This window comes from Mobilicoccus pelagius NBRC 104925 (assembly GCF_000247995.1).
GTDB classification, from domain to species: Bacteria; Actinomycetota; Actinomycetes; order Actinomycetales; family Dermatophilaceae; genus Mobilicoccus; species Mobilicoccus pelagius.
In genome coordinates this window covers 16,045-37,590 of sequence record NZ_BAFE01000020.1, presented here as the reverse complement: position 1 = coordinate 37,590, position 21,546 = coordinate 16,045, and the positions used below count along the sequence as shown (strand labels likewise).

20 protein-coding genes, 1 tRNA gene and 1 riboswitch are annotated in these 21,546 nt (G+C 71.7%); of the genes, 18 read left to right on the top strand and 3 right to left on the bottom strand.

Translation table 11 applies throughout. The features are described from left to right. Nucleotides 1-39: 39 nt before the first annotated feature. From cmk to MOPEL_RS03530, 18 genes are all read left to right on the top strand, one after another. A complete protein-coding gene (cmk, locus tag MOPEL_RS03615) occupies nt 40-894 on the top strand; it encodes a (d)CMP kinase (RefSeq protein ID WP_009481498.1) in 855 nt (284 codons plus the stop codon). Between the two features lie 34 nt (nt 895-928). Continuing rightward, on the top strand, nt 929-2,611 hold the full coding sequence (der, locus tag MOPEL_RS03610) for a ribosome biogenesis GTPase Der (RefSeq protein WP_009481497.1): 1,683 nt from the start codon (nt 929-931) through the stop codon (nt 2,609-2,611). A gap of 126 nt (nt 2,612-2,737) precedes the next feature. After that, nucleotides 2,738-2,811: transfer RNA gene (locus tag MOPEL_RS03605), tRNA-Pro, on the top strand. Between the two features lie 127 nt (nt 2,812-2,938). Beyond that, a complete protein-coding gene (locus tag MOPEL_RS03600; protein ID WP_009481496.1) occupies nt 2,939-3,904 on the top strand; it encodes a DUF881 domain-containing protein in 966 nt (321 codons plus the stop codon). Further along, complete coding sequence (locus tag MOPEL_RS03595; protein WP_009481495.1) at nt 3,901-4,233, top strand: small basic family protein; 333 nt, start codon at nt 3,901-3,903, stop codon at nt 4,231-4,233. Before MOPEL_RS03600 ends, MOPEL_RS03595 begins: the two co-directional genes overlap by 4 nt. Before the next feature lie 2 nt (nt 4,234-4,235). Continuing rightward, on the top strand, nt 4,236-5,114 hold the full coding sequence (locus tag MOPEL_RS03590; protein ID WP_009481494.1) for a DUF881 domain-containing protein: 879 nt from the start codon (nt 4,236-4,238) through the stop codon (nt 5,112-5,114). Between the two features lie 40 nt (nt 5,115-5,154). Then, complete coding sequence (gene gcvH, locus MOPEL_RS03585) at nt 5,155-5,544, top strand: glycine cleavage system protein GcvH (protein WP_009481493.1); 390 nt, start codon at nt 5,155-5,157, stop codon at nt 5,542-5,544. A gap of 280 nt (nt 5,545-5,824) precedes the next feature. After that, nucleotides 5,825-6,289 carry an FHA domain-containing protein gene (locus MOPEL_RS03580; RefSeq protein WP_009481492.1) on the top strand — a complete coding sequence of 155 codons (465 nt, stop codon included), beginning with the start codon at nt 5,825-5,827 and terminating at the stop codon, nt 6,287-6,289. Then, entirely contained in the window at nt 6,289-7,008 is a 720-nt protein-coding gene (gene ftsR, locus MOPEL_RS03575) for a transcriptional regulator FtsR (protein WP_009481491.1), read from the top strand. The genes MOPEL_RS03580 and ftsR overlap by 1 nt, the downstream gene beginning before the upstream one ends. Before the next feature lie 25 nt (nt 7,009-7,033). Next, complete coding sequence (locus MOPEL_RS03570) at nt 7,034-7,576, top strand: bifunctional nuclease family protein (RefSeq protein WP_009481490.1); 543 nt, start codon at nt 7,034-7,036, stop codon at nt 7,574-7,576. A gap of 145 nt (nt 7,577-7,721) precedes the next feature. Further along, complete coding sequence (locus MOPEL_RS03565) at nt 7,722-8,312, top strand: MerR family transcriptional regulator (RefSeq protein ID WP_040632769.1); 591 nt, start codon at nt 7,722-7,724, stop codon at nt 8,310-8,312. Between the two features lie 100 nt (nt 8,313-8,412). Then, nucleotides 8,413-8,517: riboswitch (glycine riboswitch) on the top strand. Nucleotides 8,518-8,614: 97 nt separating this feature from the next. Next, nucleotides 8,615-11,488, top strand: a complete 2,874-nt coding sequence (gcvP, locus tag MOPEL_RS03560) for an aminomethyl-transferring glycine dehydrogenase (protein WP_009481488.1) — start codon at nt 8,615-8,617, stop codon at nt 11,486-11,488. Between the two features lie 123 nt (nt 11,489-11,611). Beyond that, nucleotides 11,612-13,102 carry a glutamate-cysteine ligase family protein gene (locus tag MOPEL_RS03555; protein WP_009481487.1) on the top strand — a complete coding sequence of 497 codons (1,491 nt, stop codon included), beginning with the start codon at nt 11,612-11,614 and terminating at the stop codon, nt 13,100-13,102. Nucleotides 13,103-13,291: 189 nt separating this feature from the next. Then, nucleotides 13,292-14,521: a pyrophosphate--fructose-6-phosphate 1-phosphotransferase gene (locus tag MOPEL_RS03550; protein WP_009481486.1), complete on the top strand. Its 1,230-nt coding sequence runs from the start codon at nt 13,292-13,294 to the stop codon at nt 14,519-14,521. 294 nt (nt 14,522-14,815) lie between these two features. Continuing rightward, on the top strand, nt 14,816-16,738 hold the full coding sequence (locus MOPEL_RS03545; protein ID WP_040632756.1) for an FG-GAP-like repeat-containing protein: 1,923 nt from the start codon (nt 14,816-14,818) through the stop codon (nt 16,736-16,738). Nucleotides 16,739-16,860: 122 nt separating this feature from the next. Beyond that, entirely contained in the window at nt 16,861-17,796 is a 936-nt protein-coding gene (locus tag MOPEL_RS03540) for a cation diffusion facilitator family transporter (RefSeq protein WP_009481484.1), read from the top strand. Nucleotides 17,797-17,892: 96 nt separating this feature from the next. Then, nucleotides 17,893-18,153 (top strand): hypothetical protein, encoded by a 261-nt coding sequence (locus MOPEL_RS03535; protein ID WP_009481483.1) that lies wholly within the window; start codon nt 17,893-17,895, stop codon nt 18,151-18,153. Between the two features lie 97 nt (nt 18,154-18,250). Beyond that, entirely contained in the window at nt 18,251-18,700 is a 450-nt protein-coding gene (locus MOPEL_RS03530; RefSeq protein WP_009481482.1) for an OsmC family protein, read from the top strand. A 108-nt stretch (nt 18,701-18,808) separates the two neighbouring features. Here the strand turns inward: MOPEL_RS03530 and MOPEL_RS15695 are convergent, their stop codons facing one another. The 3 genes from MOPEL_RS15695 to MOPEL_RS03515 all read right to left on the bottom strand — a co-directional run bounded on the left by MOPEL_RS15695 (nt 18,809) and on the right by MOPEL_RS03515 (nt 21,508). Continuing rightward, nucleotides 18,809-19,306, bottom strand: coding sequence for a hypothetical protein (locus MOPEL_RS15695; protein ID WP_009481481.1), 498 nt, complete (start codon nt 19,304-19,306; stop codon nt 18,809-18,811). 101 nt (nt 19,307-19,407) lie between these two features. Next, the gene (locus tag MOPEL_RS03520) at nt 19,408-19,602 is read right to left on the bottom strand and encodes a PspC domain-containing protein (protein ID WP_009481480.1); all 195 of its coding nucleotides are present in this window, start codon (nt 19,600-19,602) and stop codon (nt 19,408-19,410) included. 253 nt (nt 19,603-19,855) lie between these two features. Continuing rightward, on the bottom strand, nt 19,856-21,508 hold the full coding sequence (locus MOPEL_RS03515; RefSeq protein ID WP_009481479.1) for an SDR family NAD(P)-dependent oxidoreductase: 1,653 nt from the start codon (nt 21,506-21,508) through the stop codon (nt 19,856-19,858). Between the last annotated feature and the right edge of the window lie 38 nt (nt 21,509-21,546).

Here is a 21,546-nt window from a genome sequence, read left to right as displayed (position 1 = left end):
GCCGCGGCGCCCCCGGGCCCGCGCGCTAGGCTGCGCGGCGTGAGCGCCACCGATGCCGCCGGAGAAGCAGCCGGCCAGCCGTCCGAGGAGACCCGCGAGACCGTCGCCGCCTCCACCACGTCAGCCACCCCGCCGGCGCCGGGATCCGCGCACACGCTCGGAGCGCCGGCGCCCGCCGCCGCGACCCCCGGTGGGCAGACCCCGCGGTCCGTCGTCGTCGCGATCGACGGTCCGAGCGGCTCGGGCAAGTCGAGCGTGAGCCGTGCCGTCGCGCGCCGCCTCGGACTCGCCTACCTCGACACCGGTGCGATGTACCGGGCCCTCACGTGGTGGTGCCTCGAGCAGGGCATCGACCTCGACGACGAGCCCGCGGTCACCGCCGCCGCCTCGGACTTCCCCCTCGTCATGGGCACCGACCCCACCGACCCCCACGTGCGGGTCGGTGACGCCGACGTCACCGCCGAGATCCGCACGACGCGGATCTCGTCCGCGGTGTCCGCCGTGGCCCGTCACCTGCCCACCCGCGCGATCCTCATCGCGCTCCAACGCGACTGGGTCGACCGGTGCTCCGTCCAGGGCATCGTCGCCGAGGGCCGCGACATCACGAGCGTCGTCGCCCCCGACGCCGACGTGCGTCTCCTCCTCACCGCGAGCGAGCAGGCCCGTCTCGCCCGCCGTGCCCGCGAACTCCACGGTGACTCGGGGGAGTCCGCCCTCGCCGCCACCCGCGACGAGGTCCTGCGCCGCGACCGCGACGACTCCGCCGTCACCTCCTTCCTCGAGCCGACCGACGGGGTCCGTCTCCTCGACACCTCAGACCTCGACTTCGACTCGACCGTCGACGCCGTCGTCCGGGCGGTCGAGGCCGCCCGCGCCGAGCGCGCGGGCCGGTGACACGAAGAACCGCCCGATACGGGAGAATGAGCGAATGTCCGACGACGTGAACCGCCGCGAATACCCCACGACCCCCTCGATGCCCGAGAGCGGGCGCGACGCCGCCGCGCCCGAGGGAGCCCCGGCCGACCCCATGACGGCCGCCGGTGCCGCCGGCCCGCACCCGGGCGACGAGGTCCCCGGTGAGCCCCTCGACGTCGAGGACCCCGCGCACGAGCCCACCACCGGCGACGACGAGGTCCACGACGAGCCGATCGTCGTCACTCACGCCGACGGCACCGAGGGTGGCTCCGTCGAGCGGGTGCTCCGCGCCGGTCTCGACGAGTTCGAGCTCGACGAGGACGACCTCGCGATCCTCCAGGGTCTGCCCGAGGACGCCGACGACGAGGACCCCGCCGATCGGCCGGTCGTCGCCGTCATCGGCCGCCCCAACGTCGGCAAGTCCACCCTCGTCAACCGCATCCTCGGTCGCCGTGAGGCCGTCGTCGAGGACGTGCCGGGCGTGACCCGCGACCGGGTCGCCTACGACGCCGAGTGGTCCGGCCGCCGGTTCACCCTCGTCGACACCGGCGGGTGGGAGATCGACGCCTCCGGCATCCACCTGCGTGTCGCCGAGCAGGCCGAGGTCGCGATCGAACTGGCCGACGCCGTCATGTTCGTCGTCGACGCGACGGTCGGCGCCACCGACGACGACGAGGCCGTCGTCCGGCTCCTGCGCCGGGCGGGCAAGCCCGTCGTCCTCGTCGCGAACAAGGTCGACGACACCCGCGCGGAGTCCGACGCGGCCATGCTGTGGTCGCTCGGTCTGGGTGAGCCCCACCCCGTGTCGGCCCTCCACGGCCGGGGGAGCGGGGACATGCTCGACGACCTCCTCGCCGTCCTGCCCGAGAAGTCGGGCGTCTCCGGGGCGTACGCCCGGGGCGGCCCCCGTCGCGTCGCCCTCGTCGGTCGCCCGAACGTCGGCAAGTCGAGCCTGCTCAACCAGCTCGCGGGTGAGGACCGCGTCGTCGTCGACGACACGGCCGGCACGACCCGCGACCCCGTCGACGAGCTCATCGAGCTCGGCGGGAAGCAGTGGCGGTTCGTCGACACCGCCGGCATCCGTCGTCGCGTCCACCAGACTCGCGGGGCCGACTTCTACGCGTCCCTGCGCACGCGCACCGCCCTCGAGAAGGCCGAGGTCGGCGTCGTGCTCATCGACGCGGGCGAGACCATCAGCGAGCAGGACGTGCGCGTCGTCCAGCAGGTCGTCGACGCCGGTCGTGCCCTCGTCATCGCCTACAACAAGTGGGACACCATCGACGAGGAACGTCGCTACTACCTCGACCGCGAGATCGAACGGGAGTTCGTCCAGGTGCCGTGGGCGCCGCGCGTCAACGTGTCCGCCCTCACGGGTCGGCACATGGACAAGCTCGTCCCCGCCCTCGAGACGGCGCTCGAGTCGTGGGACACCCGCATCCCCACCTCGCGTCTCAACGCGTTCCTCGGCGAGCTCGTCGCGGCCCACCCGCACCCCGTCCGAGGCGGCAAGCAGCCGCGCATCCTCTTCGGTACGCAGGCGAGCACGCGGCCCCCGCGGTTCGTCCTCTTCGCCTCCGGGTTCCTCGAGGCGGGCTACCGACGGTTCGTCGAGCGCCGACTCCGTGAGGACTTCGGCTTCGTCGGGTCGCCGATCGAGATCTCCGTGCGCGTGCGCGAGAAGCGTCGCCGCAGCTGACGAGGGGTCATCCCGCCCGTCACGTCCCTCGTCGGACACGGCGGCGGCCCTGATTGGGCAAGGAGGACACCCGTGCGTTAGGGTGACGTGTCGTTCACGCGAGTGGCGGCAAGCCCTCGCGGGCTCCGGGACGTGGCGCAGCTTGGTAGCGCACTTGACTGGGGGTCAAGGGGTCGCAGGTTCAAATCCTGTCGTCCCGACCGAAAGGTCGATGAGGAAGGCCGTCTCCGATTCGTCGGAGGCGGCCTTCGTCGTCCCCGCTCCCGGCGATCCCGCAGCCGGTGCGGCGGATCCGGGCCCGGCGACGGGACCCCTAAGGTGAAGGGCATGGTCGAGCGCGTGGGTGGAGCGAGTGCGGTGACGACACCGGGGCGCCCCGACGCGTCGATGTCGCTCCTCATCGAGATCATGGATCGCCCGCTCGACCCCTCCTACGAGGCCGCGGCGAAGGCACGCGCGCTCCGGGGGGAGGCACCCCGCCGACGCCCCTGGAACACCGCCGTCGTCGGCCTCACGGCCCTCGCGAGCGGTCTGTTGTTCGCCACCTCCGGGCTCACCTATGCCCGTGCCGACGCCGGTCGCGACGGGCGCGTGGAACTCGTCGAACGGATCGAGCAGCGGCAGCAGGAGGCCGACGAGGCCGCCGCCCGCAACGTCGCCCTCGAGAGCCGCCTCCACACCCTCGAGGCCGGGGCCGTCGGGGACGACCCCGTCGCCGTCCGCCTCGAGCGGGTGCGCGACGCCGCAGGCGCGTCCCCGGTCGAGGGACCGGGGCTGCGGATCACCCTCGACGACGCCCCCGGGCTCGGCCCGGTCGGCGGGGGAGGGCCCCGCGACGACACCGACGACGACACCGGTCGCATCGTCTACCGCGACCTCCAGAACGTCACGAACGACCTGTGGGCCGCGGGCGCCGAGGCCGTCGCAGTCAACGGCCACCGCCTCACCTCGACGACGGCCATCCGCTTCGCCGGGCGGGCGATCCTGGTCGGGTTCCGGCCTCTTGCGCGCCCCTACGTCGTCGAGGCCGTGATGGGGCCCGAGTCCCAGGCCGCCTACACCCGCGGCGCGGGAGGCGCGTACCTCGCCGACCTCCGCACCGCCTTCTCCGCCCGCGCCGAGGCGCACGCGGAGGCCAGGCTCCGGCTGCCCGCCGCCGATCCGACCCGCCTGCGGTACGCGCGGGTGTCCTCCCGTCGGCACGGGGACGACACCCCCGCCGACGGCACGCCCTCCACCGCACCCACCGACGCCCACCCCTCTTCCCGACCCCCTGCCAAGGAGAACGGATGATCCCCCTCATCGGGCTCGTCGTCGGCATCGTCCTCGGTCTGGTCCTCCAGCCGAGCGTGCCCGCGATCCTCCAGTCCTACCTGCCGATCGCCGTCGTCGCCGCGCTCGACGCCGTGTTCGGCGGTCTGCGCGCCAGCCTCGACGGCATCTTCGACGACAAGGTCTTCGTCGTGTCGTTCCTCTCGAACGTCGTCGTCGCCGCCCTCATCGTCTTCCTCGGCGACCAGCTCGGCGTGGGCGCGCAGCTCTCCACCGGCGTCATCGTCGTCCTCGGCATCCGCATCTTCTCCAACGTCGCCGCCATCCGGCGCCACCTCTTCAAGGCGTGACGATGGCGCGCTCACCGTTCTCCCGAACCCCGAGGCCCGTCCGCGACGGCGGGTCCGAGGCGACGCAGGATCATGTCCCCGAGGCCGCCGACGCCACCTCGGGCGCGACCCCCGCCGCAGCGCGTGAGGGGGCCGCGACGACCCTCCCCACCGGGGGCGACCGATCGGGGCGTGGGCTGCTCCGTCTGCACCCGTCCCGCGCGTCCGTGCTCGCCGGCGCCCTCACCCTCGCCCTCGGCATCGGCCTCTCCGCGCAGATCCGACAGACCCACGACGCGGGTCTGGAGTCGCTCCGCGAGACCGAGCTCGTCGGCATCCTCGACGGCGTGACGGCGCGGGCCACGCGCCTCCAGGAGGAGACGCATGCGCTCGAGGCCGAGCTGGCCCGTCTCGCCGGCGGCGCCGACGGTGCCGAGGCCGAGCGACGCGCCCGCGAACGGCTCGGGGACCTCGGTGTCCTCGCCGGCTCCGTACCCGCCGAGGGGCCCGGGGTGACGGTCGTCCTCGAGGGCGGCCCCGAGGTTCTCCCTGCGGCGTCCTTTCTCGACCTCGTCCAGGAGCTCCGGGACGCGGGCGCGGAGGCCGTCCAGATCGGCGACGTGCGCGTCGTCGCGTCGACGAGCTTCGTCGACCGGGACGGCCGGGTCCTCGTCGACGGCCATGAGCTCGCCTGGCCGGTCCGCGTCGTCGCGATCGGGGACGGGCGCACGCTCGCCTCCGCCCTCGCCATCCCCGGCGGCGTGGAGGAGTCCACGCGGCAGGCGGGCGGCCGGATCCGCGTCGATCCGTCGGAACGGGTTCCCGTGAATGCGTTGCACCCCGCGAGCAGCCACCGATACGCTCGACCGGTGACCACACCCGAGGAGCAGGCCACCCCCTGACCTGCGTCTCGTCCCTCGCACCACAACCTGAAGGAGAGTCATGAGCGACCTGGAGTACCCGCAGGAACTGCGCTACACGGCGGAGCACGAGTGGGTGCGTACCGGCAACGACGACGTCGTGCGGGTCGGCATCACCTCCTACGCGCAGGACGCCCTGGGTGACGTCGTCTATGTCGATCTCCCGTCCGTGGGCGACGAGGTCACCGCGGGTGACACCTGTGGCGAGATCGAGTCGACGAAGTCCGTGAGCGACCTGTTCAGCCCGCTCACCGGTGAGGTCGTCGCCGTCAACGAGGGCCTCGAGTCGGCCTCCGAGATGGTCAACAGCGACCCCTACGGTGAGGGTTGGATGTTCGAGCTCCGCGTCTCCGACCGTGCGCAGCTCGACTCCCTCATGGACGCCGACACGTATACCGAGAGCCTGGACTGACCGATCCACGTCCTCCCGCGGCGCCCCACCGGCCCTGCGCAGGAACCGTCCGACGACGTCCTCCCCCGATCCCCGGGGTGGGCGTCGTCGGCGTTCGGGGAGGTGGTCATGCGGCGTCCGACGTGGCGTGTCGGACGGGCCTGGAGGCTCGTGCAACGGCGCCCGTGGGCCCGTGCCGAGGGCCGGTTCGCGACATCCGCTGCGGACGTACGCATTCGGAAGGGATCGACCCGTACTCTAGGGTGGGACGTCACCGAATCGAGAGGACAGGTGAGCCGACGTGACCGACGAGCAGGCAACGCACCCCGGCCAGGGGCAGGAGCCGCCGCGTAGCGGGCCCGCCACGATGCGCTTCACGGGAGTTCCCGAGGCGGATCTGCCGGCGGACGCCGACCTCCGACTCTCCTCGGACGACACCTCCACCATCGACGCGCTGCGACCTGGCACGGCGCTGCTGCTCGTGCTCCGCGGCCCGAACACCGGGGCGAGGTTCCTCCTCGACTCCGCGATGACGACGACGGGGCGTCACCCCGACAGCGACATCTTCCTCGACGACGTCACCGTCTCGCGCAAGCACGCGGTGTTCGAGCAGGACGGTGACACGTTCGTCGTCCGTGACGTGGGCTCGCTGAACGGCACCTACGTCAATCGCGAGCGCATCGACTCCGCAGTGCTGCGGGCCGGTGACGAGGTCCAGATCGGCAAGTTCCGTCTCGTCTTCCACACCCCGCGCCCGTCGGTCTGATGGCCGGCGGTTCCGGGCCCCGGGGAGGTCGGCGCAGCATCGGGGCGGTCCTCGAGGCCCTGCGCCCGGATTTCCCCGAGGTGACGATCTCCAAGATCCGGTTCCTCGAGTCCGAGGGTCTCGTGTCGCCCCGGCGCACGCCCTCGGGCTACCGCTCGTTCTCCGACGAGGACGTCGAGCGTCTGCGTTTCGTCCTCACCGCGCAGCGCGACCGTTTCTGGCCGCTGCGTGTCATCCGGGAGGCCCTCGACGCCCGCGATCGTGGTCTCGAGGTCTCCCTCGACGTCGCCGGGCCTCAGCCGGCCGGGCCGCGCATGCCGGCGGTCGCGGTCGATCCTGATGTCCCCACTGCCGAGGAGCTCGCTCGACCGGAGAAGGCGTACCGCCTCACGCGTGCCGAGATCGCCCGCGCGGCGGAGCTCGACGCGGCGACGGTGGACGCCCTCGTCACGTACGGGCTCATCGCGCCCGACGCCGAGGGGCACTTCGACAGCAGGGCGCTGCAAGTGGCCCGCGCCGCCGCCGGTCTCGCCGCGTACGGCCTCGAGCCGCGCCACCTCCGTCCGTTCCGCACCGCCGCGGAGCGTGAGGTCGGTCTGCTCAACCAGATCTCCGCGCCCGCCCGTCGACGTTCGGAGGAGAACGGTCGCCGCGTGGCCGCCGACGTCCTCCAGCACTGCATCGCACTCCACACCGCCTTGGTCAAAGCAGGACTCTGACGCGCCGATCCCCTAGCGTAGAGGGGTGATCGATGTCGACGTCCTCGGTGTCCGCGTGGAGATGCCCACGAACAACCCCATCGTGCTCCTTCGTGAGCGTGGCGGTGGGCGGTACCTGCCCGTGTGGATCGGTGCCGCGGAGGCCGCGGCGATCGCGTACGCACAGCAGGGTGTCGTGCCGCCCCGGCCGTTGACCCACGACCTCCTGGTCGACGTGGTCGCCGCCCTCGGGCGCACCCTCGAGGAGGTGCACGTCGTCGAGATGCGCGAGCAGGTGTTCTACGCCGTGCTCCGGTTCGACGGCGGCGTGGAGGTGAGTTCGCGGACCTCCGACGCCGTGGCGCTGGCGCTGCGGTGCGACGCCCCGATCCGGGTCGCCGAGGCCGTCATGGACGAGGCCGGCGTGCTCGTCGACTCCGACGACGAGGACGAGGAGGTCGAGAAGTTCCGCGAGTTCCTCGACCAGGTGTCGGCGGAGGACTTCCTCGGCGACGACCCCTCCGTCCCGGAGGAGCGGGACGAGGACGGGCCCGAGGGACCGGGGGAGCCGGGACGCGAAAAGGGGTGACGCGCCGGAGGGGATCGTTGGTCGCCCCGAGTCCCGCCCCGTACCATCGGAGGGGCCGGCCGATCCACGCGAACGCGTGGGCGATCCGGTTCGCCGCTGGAGAGGGAGGGACCGCGTGAACTCGTCGGATCACCGCGCGTCGGGCATGTCCGCCGTCCCGGCGCTGCCGGGGACGCAGGGCGTGCTGTTCACCCCCGAAGACGCCATCGGCGACGACCAGGGCTTCCGTGGCCCGATCGCCTGCCGTGGCGCCGGGATCACCTACCGTCAGCTCGACTACTGGGCACGTACCGGGCTCGTGGAGCCGTCGCTCCGGTCGGCCACCGGCTCGGGCACGCAGCGCCTGTACAGCTTCCGCGACGTGCTCGTCCTCAAGGTCGTCAAGCGTCTCCTCGAGACGGGCGTGACGCTCCAGCAGATCCGCGTCGCCGTCGCGACGCTGCGGGAGCGCGGCGTCGAGGATCTCGCGCAGATCACGCTCATGAGCGACGGCGCCACCGTGTACGAGTGCACCTCTGACGACGAGGTCATCGACCTGCTCCAGGGCGGGCAGGGCGTGTTCGGCATCGCCGTCGGCCGGGTGTGGCGGGAGGTCGAGGGGGACCTCGCACACCTGCCCACCGAACGCCTGGGGGAGGACGGCGACCCGGCCGAGGCCCCCGAGGCCCCCGAGGCGCCCGCGGGCGTCACCGACGAGCTCAGCGCCCGTCGTCGCGCCCGTCGCAAGACCGGGTGAGCGACGCGCCCCGGTGGGTGACCGTCTCACCGTCGAGGCACCCGGAACTGCCGGAACGCCCCCGAGCGCCGCGGCCCGCGATGTTAGTCTGCGAGGGCTGCATGCTTGCGCGTGAGAGTTCGCTCGAGGTCCTCGCCGACCGACGGCGGCGCCGAAGGGGCAACACTCCCCGGAACCTCTCAGGCACCCGGAGCGCGTGAGATCGGCACCGTGGAAGCCACCGTCGGCACCGATGGGGGTGACACGTGGGGAGGTCGCCGCAGGCGGCGTAGCGCCCGAACCCGCCCCACAGGAGGTCGTCGATGACCCAGCCCGTTCCCCCGGCATTCGCCGAGCGTCACATCGGTCCCGGAGACGCAGAGACCGCGCGGATGCTCGAGGTGGTGGGTCAACCGAGCCTCGAGGCCCTCGTGGACGCGGCGATCCCCGCCGGCATCCACGACCCCGAAGCCCTCGCCATCGAGGCCGCACCCAGCGAGCAGGCGGTCATCGCCGAGCTCCGCGAGATCGCCTCCCACAACACGGTCGTCACGTCGATGATCGGTCTCGGCTACTACGGCACCCACACCCCCCCGGTCGTCAAGCGCAACATCCTCGAGAACCCGGCCTGGTACACGGCCTACACGCCGTACCAGCCGGAGATCTCCCAGGGTCGCCTCGAGGCGCTTCTCAACTTCCAGACGGTCGTCTCCGACCTCACGGGCCTCGAGGTCGCCAACGCCTCGATGCTCGACGAGGGCACCGCCGCGGCCGAGGCGATGACGCTCATGCGTCGCGCGGCCAAGGCCAAGGACGGCGCCGTCCTCGTCCTCGACGAGATGCTCCTGCCGCAGACGGTCGGGGTCATCCACACCCGCGCCCGCGCCCTCGGCATCGAGTGCGTCACGATCTCCCTCGACGACGTCGACTCGGCCGACGCGCTGAGCTTCGCCGTCGACGGCAAGCCCGTCTTCGGCGTCATCGTGCAGTACCCGGGCAAGGACGGGCAGGTGCGCGACTTCCGCAAGGTCGCCGACGCCGCCCACGGCCTGGGCGCGCTCGTCACCGCCGCGGCCGACCTCCTCGGCCTCACGGTCCTCGCCGAGCCCGCCTCCTGGGGTGCCGACGTCGCCGTCGGGTCCTCGCAGCGCTTCGGCGTGCCGATGGGCTTCGGTGGCCCCCACGCCGGGTACATGGCCGTGGGTCAGAAGCTCTCCCGCACGATGCCCGGTCGTCTCGTCGGCGTGAGCATCGACGCCGAGGGAAAGCCGGCCTACCGCCTCGCGCTGCAGACGCGTGAGCAGCACATCCGTCGTGAGAAGGCGACGAGCAACATCTGCACGGCGCAGGTCCTCCTCGCCGTCATGGCGTCGATGTACGCGGTGTGGCACGGGCCCGTCGGGCTGCGCGAGATCGCGGTCCACGCCCACTCGCACGCCAAGGCCCTCGCCGACGCGCTGCGCGCCGGGGGAGTGGACGTCACGACGACCCGCTTCTTCGACACGATCACCGTCTCCGTCCCCGGCAAGGCCCGCGAGATCGCCGCCAAGGCCCTCGAGGCCGGCGTCAACCTCTGCATCGTCGACGACGACACCCTGTCGATCAGCACCGACGAGACCACGGTCGCCGAGCACGTCGCCGCCGTCTGCGGTGCCTTCGGCGTCGACGCCCCGAGCGAGATCCCCACGGTCGAGCCCGACTTCGGCGACCTCGCGCGCACCTCCGAGTACCTCACGCACCCGGTGTTCCACGCGTACCGCAGCGAGACGTCGATGCTGCGCTACCTGCGTCGGCTCGCCGACCGCGACTACGCGCTCGATCGCGGCATGATCCCGCTGGGCTCCTGCACGATGAAGCTCAACGCGACCACCGAGATGGAGGCCATCACCTGGCCCGAGTTCTCCGCGCTGCACCCGTTCGCGCCGTCGGAGCAGACGCAGGGCATCCGCGACCTCGCGGCCCAGCTCTCGGCGTGGCTCGTCGAGATCACCGGTTACGACGAGGTCTCCCTCCAGCCGAACGCCGGCTCCCAGGGCGAGCTCGCCGGACTCATGGCGATCCGGGGCTATCACGAGGCCAACGGTGACCACGAGCGCGACGTCTGCCTCATCCCGAGCAGCGCTCACGGCACGAACGCGGCGAGCGCCGCGATGGCCGGCCTCAAGGTCGTCGTCGTCAAGTCGGCCGATGACGGGTCGATCGACATGGACGACCTGCGTGCCAAGATCGACAAGCACGGTGAGCGCCTCGCGGCGATCATGGTGACCTACCCGTCGACGCACGGTGTCTACGAGGACACGATCACCGAGCTGTGCGACCTCGTCCACGAGGCGGGCGGTCAGGTGTACGTCGACGGCGCGAACATGAACGCCCTCGTCGGCGTCGCCCGTCCGGGTCACTTCGGTGGGGACGCGAGCCACCTCAACCTCCACAAGACGTTCTGCATCCCCCACGGTGGCGGTGGCCCCGGTGTCGGTCCGGTCGGCGTGCGCAGGCACCTCGCACCGCATCTGCCCAACCACCCGCTCGCGGCGGAGGCCGGCCCCGAGTCCGGCGTCGGCCCGATCTCGGCGGCGCCGTTCGGGTCGGCGAGCATCCTCCCGATCAGTTGGGCGTACATCCGCCTCATGGGCGGGACGGGCCTCACGGCCGCGACCCGCATGGCCGTGCTCAACGCGAACTACGTCGCGGCGCGTCTACGGGACTCCTACCCGGTGCTCTACGCCGGTGAGGGCGGCCTCGTCGCGCACGAGTGCATCCTCGACCTGCGTGAGCTCACGAAGATCAGCGGCGTCACCGTCGACGACGTGGCCAAGCGCCTCGTCGACTACGGCTTCCACGCCCCGACGATGAGCTTCCCCGTCGCGGGCACGCTCATGGTGGAGCCCACGGAGAGCGAGGACGCGGGCGAGCTCGACCGGTTCTGCGACGCGATGATCGCCATCCGCGCCGAGATCCAGGACGTCATCGACGGCAAGGTCGAGGTCGAGAAGAGCGTCCTGCGCGGCGCTCCGCACACGGCCCACTGCCTCGCCGGCGACTGGGATGCCGAGTACGACCGCATGACGGCGGCCTACCCGGCGGGCGTCGACCCGCGGGCGAAGTACTGGCCGCCGGTCCGCCGCATCGACGGCGCCCACGGCGACCGTCACCTCATCTGCTCCTGCCCGCCCCCGGAGGCGTTCGAGGAGGAGTGATCCGCTGATCAGAGGGCGGTGGTGAACGCCACCCCCCCCTGACGTCACGGCCCCGGCGCACTACGGTGCGGCCGGGGCCGTACAGTGTGCGCCACCGGTTTTCGAGAACGAACGGACGGGACCATGGGGCAGGACGTCAGCGGTGGCGAGTGGAGCAACACGCAGCGTCGGCAGTACCGCGAGAAGGTGCGTCAGAACCTCGACGTCTTCGAGCGCATGCTCGCGGTGACGAGCTTCGACCCGGGGCGCTTCATGACGGGGATGGAGATGGAGTTCTCCCTCGTGGGGGAGGACCTCGAGCCGGCGTTCCGCAACGACGAGGTGCTCGCCGCCATCGACGACGACTCGTTCGTCCACGAACTCGGCAGGTTCAACATCGAGGTGAACGTCGATCCGCGTTCTCTTGAGGGCAAGGGGCTCCTCACCCTCGAGAAGGATGTGTGCGAGGCCCTCGCGGGCGCACGCGCGGCCGCGGCGTCGGTGGGGACGCGCCTCGCGATGATCGGCATGCTGCCGACGATCATGACCCACCACGTGAGCGACGACGGGTGGATGAGCACGCCCAACCGCTACTCGGCCCTCAACGATGCGATCATGCGGGCGCGTGGCGAGGACATGTTCATCGACATCAGCGGCCCCTCGGGGGAGCGGGTGACGATGTACTCCGATTCGATCGGGCCGGAGGCGGCGTGCACGTCGATGCAGCTCCACCTGCAGGTGGCACCGGCCGACTTCGCGGCCTACTGGAACGCCGCGCAGGCCCTCGCAGGCCCGCAGCTGGCACTGGCGGCGAACTCCCCGTTCTTCGGCGGCAAGATGCTCTGGCACGAGACGCGCATCCCGCTGTTCACGCAGGCCGCCGACACGCGGTCGATCGAGTTCGTCAACCAGGGCGTCCGCCCGCGCGTCGAGTTCGGCGACCGCTGGATCACGTCGATCTTCGACCTGTTCGAGGACAACGTGCGCTACTTCGCGTCGTTGCTGCCCGAGGTGGGCGACGAGGACCCGGTGGCGGTGCTCGAGAGCGGGGAGCCGCCGGAGCTCGCCGAGCTGCGTCTCCACAACGGCACGATCTACCGATGGAACCGCCCGATCTATGACACCGCGGGTGGACGCCCGCACCTGCGGGTGGAGAACCGGACGCTGCCGGCGGGGCCGACGGTGACCGACGTCCTCGCCAACGCCGCGTTCTACTACGGCGTGCTCGTCCACCTCGCGCGTGAGGACCGGCCGGTGTGGACGCAGATGAGCTTCTCCGCCGCGAGCACGAACTTCCGCCACGGCGCCCGCGACGGCATGAACGCCCGCCTCTACTGGCCGGGGTACTCCTCGATCTCGCCGGACGAGCTCACGCTGCGCCACCTCCTGCCGCTCGCGGAGGAGGGCCTGTCGACCCTCGGTGTCGACCGGGCCGCCCGCGACACCTACCTCGGCGTCATCGAGGGACGCGCGATCTCGCGTCAGAACGGTGCGTCGTGGCAGATCGACACGGTGTACGCCCTCGAGGAGTCGGGGTTGGACCGCTCGGTGGCGCTCCACCGGATGCTCGAGATGTACCTCGACCTCAGCGAGGCAGGGGAGCCCGTCCACACGTGGGAGGTGCCGCGGCGCTGACCGTGGCGCGGCGTCGCCCGACTCGCCGGCTCGGGGGGGGCATGTCGGCCCGCGTCGAGGCCGCGGCCGGGCCGCGGGGTGCGCCTGGGAGACGGGGACCTGTGACACCCAGGGACGAGTGCGCGGGCCCGTCCACGTCGCGCCCGATAGGCTTGGCCCGACCTCGATCCACGAGCTGGGAGATTTGCTATGGCTGTTCGTCGCGTAGCCCTGTTGACCGCGGGCGGCTTCGCCCCGTGCCTGTCGTCGGCCGTCGGTGGCCTCATCGAGCGGTACTCGGAGATCGCGCCCGACGTCGAGATCATCGCCTACAAGCACGGGTACCAGGGTCTGCTCGCGGGTGACTACATCACCGTCGACGCCAAGGTCCGTGAGAAGGCACACCTGCTGCACAAGTACGGCGGTTCGCCGATCGGCAACTCGCGCGTCAAGCTCACGAACGCGAAGGACCTCGTCAAGCGTGGCCTCGTGCCCGAGGGCGTCGACCCGCTGCAGTTCGCGGCCGAGCGTCTCACCGAGGACGGCGTCGACGTCCTCCACACGATCGGTGGCGACGACACGAACACGACGGCCGCCGACCTCGCCGCCCACCTCGAGAAGACGGGCCACCACCTCGTCGTCGTCGGCCTGCCCAAGACCATCGACAACGACATCGTCCCGATCCGCCAGTCCCTCGGCGCGATGACCGCGGCCGAGCAGGCCGCGAAGTTCGCGGAGAACGTCGTCGCCGAGCACAACTCGGGGTCGCGGATGCTCATCGTTCACGAAGTCATGGGCCGTAACTGCGGCTGGCTCACCGCCGCGGCCGCCCGCGACTACCGTGCATGGCTCGACGAGCAGGAGTGGCTGCCCGAGATCGGTCTCTCCCGCGAGGCGTGGGACGTGCACGGCGTCTACGTGCCGGAGATCGAGATCCACATCGCCGACGAGGCCGAACGCCTCAAGAAGGTCATGGACACCGTCGGCAACGTCACGATCTTCCTCTCCGAGGGTGCGGGTGTCTCCGACATCGTCGACCTCATGGAGAGGAACGGTGAGGAGGTCCCGCGGGACGCCTTCGGCCATGTCCGCCTCAACGAGATCAACCCGGGCGCCTGGTTCGGCAAGCAGTTCGCCGAGAAGCTCGGCGCCGAGAAGGTCCTCGTACAGAAGTCGGGCTACTTCTCCCGGTCCGCCCCGGCCAACGAGGCCGACCTCGAGCTCATCGCCAAGATGACGACGATGGCCGTCGACAGTGCCCTCGAGGGCACCCCCGGCGTCGTCGGCAACGACGAGGACCGCGGCGACGAGCTGCGTGTCATCGAGTTCGACCGCATCGCCGGGCACAAGCCGTTCGACTACCACCAGCAGTGGTTCGTCGATATGCTCGCCGAGATCGGTCAGGGCTGGCCCGAGGGCCAGCACCCGGGCGGCCAGTGAGGCCGTCCCGGTGAGGCCTCCTCGGAGGTCGTGACCGTTCGGCACGAAGGGCCGGGGTTCGCGTGTGACACACATGAGCTCCGGCCCTTCGTCATGCCCGGCGCGAAAGAGCGTCGGCACGAAAGATCTCAGTTCGTTATCGCCGGAGTCGATTGGGGCGGCGGGTCCTCGGCCGCCCCTGTGCTCGGTCGCAGGACTCGGGGGGGCCCGGATGCACCGCGGAGACCGCGGTCACGTGCATCGATGCCGACAACGGAAAGAGTTCTGCCCGTGCGTTTGCGACGCCTGTCCACCTTGACCACTGCCGCCCTGCTGGCGCCTGCCTTCATCGCCCTCCCGGCTCAGGGAGAACCGGCTCCCAAGCCGGTCGAGACGACGAAGGAGACGGCGCCGCTGGTCGACCCCGACAGTCCGAGGGTCGGCGACGGCGATCACGCCTCGACGCAGGACGTCGCACTCGCGAAGCAGACGTCTCCGGAGATCGCGCGGACGCCTGATCTCGAGGTGCTCGGCGCCACGGGGCGTCAGGAGGTCGACGAGACGCTCGCCGTGATCGGTGTGACGTGGGGGGGCTCGACGCCTCTCGCGGTGCAGTACCGCACGGAGGACGCCCGCGGGTGGAGCGAGTGGCAGGGCATCGACACCGGTGCCGACGGCGAGGGCGCCGATGCCGGGTCCGGTACCCGCAACGGTTCCGATCCGATCGTCCTCACCGGTGTGAAGGCCGTCCAGGCGCGCATCCTCGGGGCCGCGGGCGAGTCGCCGCGGAATCCGACGCTCTCGGTCATCGATCCCGGCCACGGGGACGCCGACGCGAACACTGACCGGACCGCGGGTGCCGCGCAGGCGGCCGCCTCGCGTCCGCAGATCCGCAGCCGCGCCGAGTGGGGTGCCGACGAGTCGCTGCGTCGTGGGTCGCCGTCGTACGGCGTCGTGCGTGGCGCGATCGTCCACCACACGGCCGGCACGAACAACTACAGCCCGAGCCAGGTGCCGGCGATTCTCCGCGGTATCTACGCGTTCCACGTGAAGGACCGCGGCTGGAGCGACATCGGTTACAACTTCCTCGTCGACAAGTGGGGGCGCGTCTGGGAGGGCCGCTACGGCGGCACCAGTCGTGCACTCGTCGGTGCGCAGGCGAGCGGGTTCAACAGCGTCACCATGGGCATCTCGGTCATGGGCGACTACCGCCAGGTGCAGCCGAGCCCTGCGGCGATCGACGCCGTCACCCGGACGATCGCCTGGAAGGCGTCGGTGCACGGGTTCGACCCGCAAGGGCGCTTCTCGTCCAACGGCGGCACCTACCGCAACGTGAGCGGTCACCGCGACGTCGGACAGACGACATGCCCGGGTCTCATCTACGGGTACCTGCCGGCGATGGCCTCTCGCGCCGCGGCCCTCAAGGGGTCGGCGTCCGTCGGCCACACGGGTGGGTCGGCGCAGACGGGCGGCACGGCACGTCCCCCGGTCGTCGCGGCGCCTCCCGCCGGCATCCTCAACAGCTCCGACGCGATGCTGCGCGGCTCGAGCGGGGCACTGTTCGCCGTGAGCCCCAAGGGGGCGGCCGGCATCACGTACGCCCGTTCCATCGACAAGCGCAACTGGCGCGGGTACGACCCGGTCCTCGTCACGCAGGACATCTCGGGCGACACCTTCCCCGATCTCCTCACCCTCGGCAGCCGTGACGGGCGCCTGTACGTCCACCCCGGCACGGCCTCCGGCGTCGCCGGTCGTCGTTCCCTCGGCGGTGGGTGGAGTTCGATGAGCCACATCCTCGCCCCCGGCGACTGGAACGGTGACGGTCGCGCCGACCTCCTCGCGGTGCAGCGTTCCAACGGTGCGCTCTACCTCTACCCGGGCAAGGGTGCGAACACGTTCGGCTCCCGCGTGAAGATCGGCTCGGCCTGGGGCGTCTACCGCCACGTCGTGGCCGTGGGCGACTGGGACGGCGACCGTCGGCCCGACCTCGTCGGCGTCACGCCCGGCGGGCAGGCCTACCTCTACCGCGGCGACGGCCGGGGCGGGTTCCTCCGCAGCGCGAGGAAGCCGCTCGGCTCCGTGGCCGGGTACGACCGCTTCGTCGGCATGACCGGTTCGGGCCGCCTCCTCGCGATCAGGCCGAACGGGTCCGCGGCCGTCCTCCGCCCCGCGGGCAAGGGTATGGCCGCGACGAACGTCGCCCCGAACTTCCGCGGTCTGACGGTCTTCTCGGGCTGACCAGCCCACCGCATCACCTGACGTCGTGCCCGGCCCTCCACCTGTGGGGCCGGGCACGACGTCGTCCGGGGGGCACCGGAGGGAGGGACGGAGCACTCCTTCGGCGCCCCGATAATGGAGTGGTGACACCTGAGACGACCTCCCCGGCGCCGCGTGACCTCACCCGGTTCGCGTGGCTGTCCATCGCGACCGCGATCCTCACCATCGCCCTCAAGGCGGGTGCCTGGTACATCACCGGTTCGGTCGGACTCCTCTCCGACGCGGCCGAGTCCCTCGTCAACCTCGTCGCCGCCGTGTTCGCGCTCATCGCCCTGCGGGTCGCGGCGCGACCGGCCGACAAGAGCCACCATTTCGGGCACAGCAAGGCAGAGTACTTCTCGGCCGCGGGCGAGGGCGTGATGATCTTCGTCGCCGCCGTCTTCATCATCGTCACGGCCGTGGAGCGGCTCCTCTCCCCGACGCCCATCGACAACGTCGGCGCGGGCCTCGCGGTCTCCGTCGTCGCGTCGATCCTCAACGGCGCCACGGCGATGGTGCTGCTCCGCGCGGGACGGGCGCATCGGTCCAAGACGCTCCAGGCCGACGGCAAGCACCTTCTCGCCGACGTGTGGACGACGGTCGGCGTGCTCGTCGGCGTCGGTCTCGTCGCCCTCACGGGGTGGCACCGCCTCGACCCGATCGTCGCGCTCCTCGTCGGCGTCAACATCATCGTCACAGGCTGGAAGCTCGTCACCGAATCGGCCGAGGGCCTCATGGACGTGTCCTGGCCCAAGCAGGACAACGCCGACCTCGCCCGGCTCATGCGGCGGTTCACGGGCGACGAGGTCGACATCCACGCGCTGCGCACCCGCGAGTCCGGTCACCAGCGATACTGCGACTTCCACCTGCTCGTGCCGGGGGCGTGGACGGTCGATCGGGCGCACGACCTCTGCGAGGAGATCGAGGCCGCCGTCAAGCAGGCGTTCGACGGGGTCGTCGTCACGGGCCACATCGAGCCGCGGGAGGATCCGCGGTCCTACTCCGACTACGAGGCCGAGGTGGCGCTCCCCGAGTACTGACCCGGTCGCGTCGCGCGCTCAGGTCGGCCGTCCAGGAGTCGATGGGGGGGCATACGCCGCGAGCAGGGGCGGCGCCGAGGGGATCGGGGTGAGGACATGAAGGTCCTGAACCGGCTGGACCGGTTGGACGAAATGCTGACGTCGGAGCTCCTCGCGCGACGGTGGCGGCGGCAGGGGACCCGCCGGTTCGTGGGTCCGACGCACGTCGTGGAGATGCTCCCGCCGGGCGTGGAGAACCGGGTCACGGTCTTCTTCTGCCGATGCGTGCAGCCGGGCGACCCGTCGCGGCTCGCCGACTGCAACCGCATCACGTTGGCCGACGCGCGACAGCTCGAGAGGTTCATCGCCCGCCTCTGATCCCGAGGTGGCACCTCTGACTCCGCCGCCTCCGTAGGCTGGGTGATGCGGGCGGCCGTCGCCGCCGCGCACCGACACCGACGACGAGGAGAACGGGATGACGGACGTGGACCGGCAGGAGACGACGCACCCGGAGGGCTACCGCAACGTACGGATGACGCGGGTGTCCGACGGGGCGTTCGAGGTGGTCAATGCACGCGGGGGGCGCCTGACGCTCGGCACGGGCGGGTCTGCGGACTTCACGCCGGTCGAGCTGCTGCTCGCGGCGATCGCGGGGTGCAGCGCCGTGGACGTCGACATGCTCACGGCACGGCGCGCCCAACCGACGACGTTCGACGTCGAGGCGTCCGGCGTCAAGGTCGACGACGAGCAGGGCCACCACATGATCGACATCGACGTGGGCTTCACGGTGCGGTTCCCCCAGGGGGCCGAGGGGGACAAGGCCCGGGAGATGCTCCCGCGCGCCGTCGAGGCCTCCCGCGACCGTCTCTGCACGGTCTCCCGCACGGTCGCCCTCGGCACGCCGGTGTCCATGCGGCACGAGTGATCCCCCGGCCCGACGGGGGGTGACCTCCTCGCCTGCCGGCTTCGTGAGGCGCGACGGCCCCGATGCTGCAAGAGGCAGCGTCGGGGCCGTCGTGTGCCCGGAAGAGGGTCAGAGCTCCTCGGCGTGGAGCGCGGACTCCTCGGGGGCGACGAGATCGTCGGGCGAGCCAGACATCTCGAGCTCCTCGTCGACGTGGTCCGCGTCTCCCTCGGCGACGTCGGCCTCGAGGCTGTCGCCGCCCCGGGCGATGTCCATGTCGCCCTCGACGATGTCCTCGGCGACGCCTTCCCCACCGAGGACGTCCGTCCAAGCCGGGATCGCGTCGGGGTCGTCACCACCGACACGCGTAGGCGCGTTGAGAGCGTCGAGACCGCCCTCGTCGTCGGGGGCGCCGTAGGCCGAGTTCGGGTCGGGCACCTCCTGCATGATGCGTTCGTCGATCGTCTCCTCGACACCCGCGGCGTCGCCCCCCAGATAGTCACCGCCGCGCGGCTTCATGTCCGGCGGGGAGACGGGCAGGTCGTCGGTCTCCTCGCTGCTGATGCGCGTGTCCTCGAGGGCCGGATCGCGCGGGAGGTCGTCGTACTCGGTGGGCTGATCAGTCATGTGCCTACCCTGCGACGTGGCCGGGCGCGGCGCAACACCGCCCGCCGCCGAGCCGAAAGGTGCATCGGTCCGGCGCCTCGCCGTAGGGGTCGAGGAGCGGGTCAGACGCGGCGCTCGCTCGGGACGAGGACCCACAGCGCGAGGTAGGCGACGAGCTGGGGGCCGGGGAGCATGAGGGAGGCGACCGTGGCGGCCCGGACGATCGTCGGGTTCCACCCGAAGCGGTGGGCGATGCCTCCGCAGACGCCACCGATGACCTTGTCGGTACGGTCGGTGCGGACGAGACCGGTGTTCATGGGACCTCCTGGTTGTCGACGTCGGATGCCGTTGTCCAGGCGTACGGCCGAGGGACTCCGGACCTCCAGTCAACACCGACGGCTCCGGCGGGGGAAGCCGACGGGCGACATCCGGCCGTCCGGGCGGGCCTTCCCGGCGCCGCCGTCGCGTCCTGGGGGAGAGAGACCCGACCACCGGGAGGGCGGCCACGCCCCACCGCCACTCACGTCCCGGCGGACGCGGACGAACACCGGCCCGAGGCCGGCCCCACCGTCACCAGGGGTACGGCTCGTAGTCCTTGAGGAAGACGCCGTAGAGGTCCTCGCCACGCTCGCCGCGCTCGCCGCGCACGATCGGGTCGTAGACGCGGGCGGCACCGTCGACGAGGTCGAGCGGGGCGTGCCAGCCCTCCTCGGCGATGCGGAGCTTCTCCTCGTGGGGGCGCTCGTCGGTGATCCAGCCGGTGTCGACGGAAGTCATGAGGATGCGGTCGGTCTCGAACATCTCCGCCGCGCTCGTGCGGGTGAGCATGTTGAGCGCGGCCTTCGCCATGTTCGTGTGCGGGTGGCCGGGCCCCTTGTAGCGGCGGCCGAACTGGCCCTCCATCGCCGAGACGTTGACGACGTAGGCGCGTCGTGCGCCCGCCTCGACGGCCGCGCGCATCGCGGGTCGCAGGCGGCTCACGAGGATGAACGGCGCGGTCGAATTGCAGAGCTGCACCTCGAGGAGTTCGAGCGGGTCGACCTCCTCGACGGTGTGCTTCCACGAGTTCGACCGCTGCAGGTCCGGCAGGAGACCGCCCGCGTCGACGGCGGTGCCCGCCCGGTGGGCCTCGAGCGAGGCCGATCCCGCGGAGAGCGCGATCGACGTGAGTTCGGCCGCGGACCGGGCCGCGACCTCGAGAGCCTCACGATCCTCCGCGCTCGCGGCCTCGGGCGTCCCCGGCGCAAGATGCGGCGACGGCGACGGCGCCGTGCGGAGCGTCCCGGCGAGCGCGACGGGGTGGGCCTCGGAGATCCGTTTGTACGTCATCATCCTCGGCCGGGTCGCATCCCCCGTGAGCGGTTGCGACTCGCCCTCGACGAGGTGGGAGTAGGCGCCGGGGGAGCGGCGCACAGTCTGGGCCGCGTTGTTGACGAGGATGTCGAGCGGGCCGCGCGCGGCGACCTCGTCGGCGAGTGCGACGACCTGCGTCGGGTCGCGCAGGTCGATGCCGACGATGGTGAGCCGGTCGAGCCAGTCCGCGGAATCCGTCAGTTCGGCGAACCGGCGGGCCGCGTCGCGGGGGAACCGGGTCGTGATCGTGAGGTCGGCGCCGTCGCGCAGGAGCCGCAACGCGATGTACATGCCGATCTTCGCCCGACCACCCGTGAGGAGCGCCCGCTTGCCGCGCAGATCGGCGTGCTGATCGCGGCGTTCGTGACTCGCGGCGGCGCACCGCGGGCACAGCCAGTGGTAGAACGCGTCGACGGTCGTGTACCTCTCGTGGCAGATGTAGCAACCGCGGGGCTCGTGCAGCTCGCCGGCGACCGCGCCGGGCACGCTGGACGTGAGGGGGATCCCACGGGTCTCGTCGTCGATGCGCAGCGGTGAGCCGGTGGCCGTCGACTCCAGCACGCGGCGGTCGTGCTCGATCAGGGGCGCACGTTCCTGGCGGCGGGCCTGCGCGCGCCGGGCCTTGCGGACGCGGTTGCGCATCGTCGCGGTGGCGCGCTTGACCGTCTCGATGTCGGGGTGGCCCGCAGGCAACGAGGGCAGGGCCTCGAGCACCCGCAGCGTCGTCGCGAGGTCCGCCGGGTCGATGCCGGGGGCGTCGGGCGTCTCGTTCCCCGTGCCCTTCGTGCGGGGAACGGCGGCCGCCACACGCTCGTCGGGCCGGGAGCCCTCGGGCCGGGGATCCTCGTGCGGCGCGTCCTGCTCACTCACCCCGCCACGATACCGAGCATGCGTGGCCTCCCGACCCT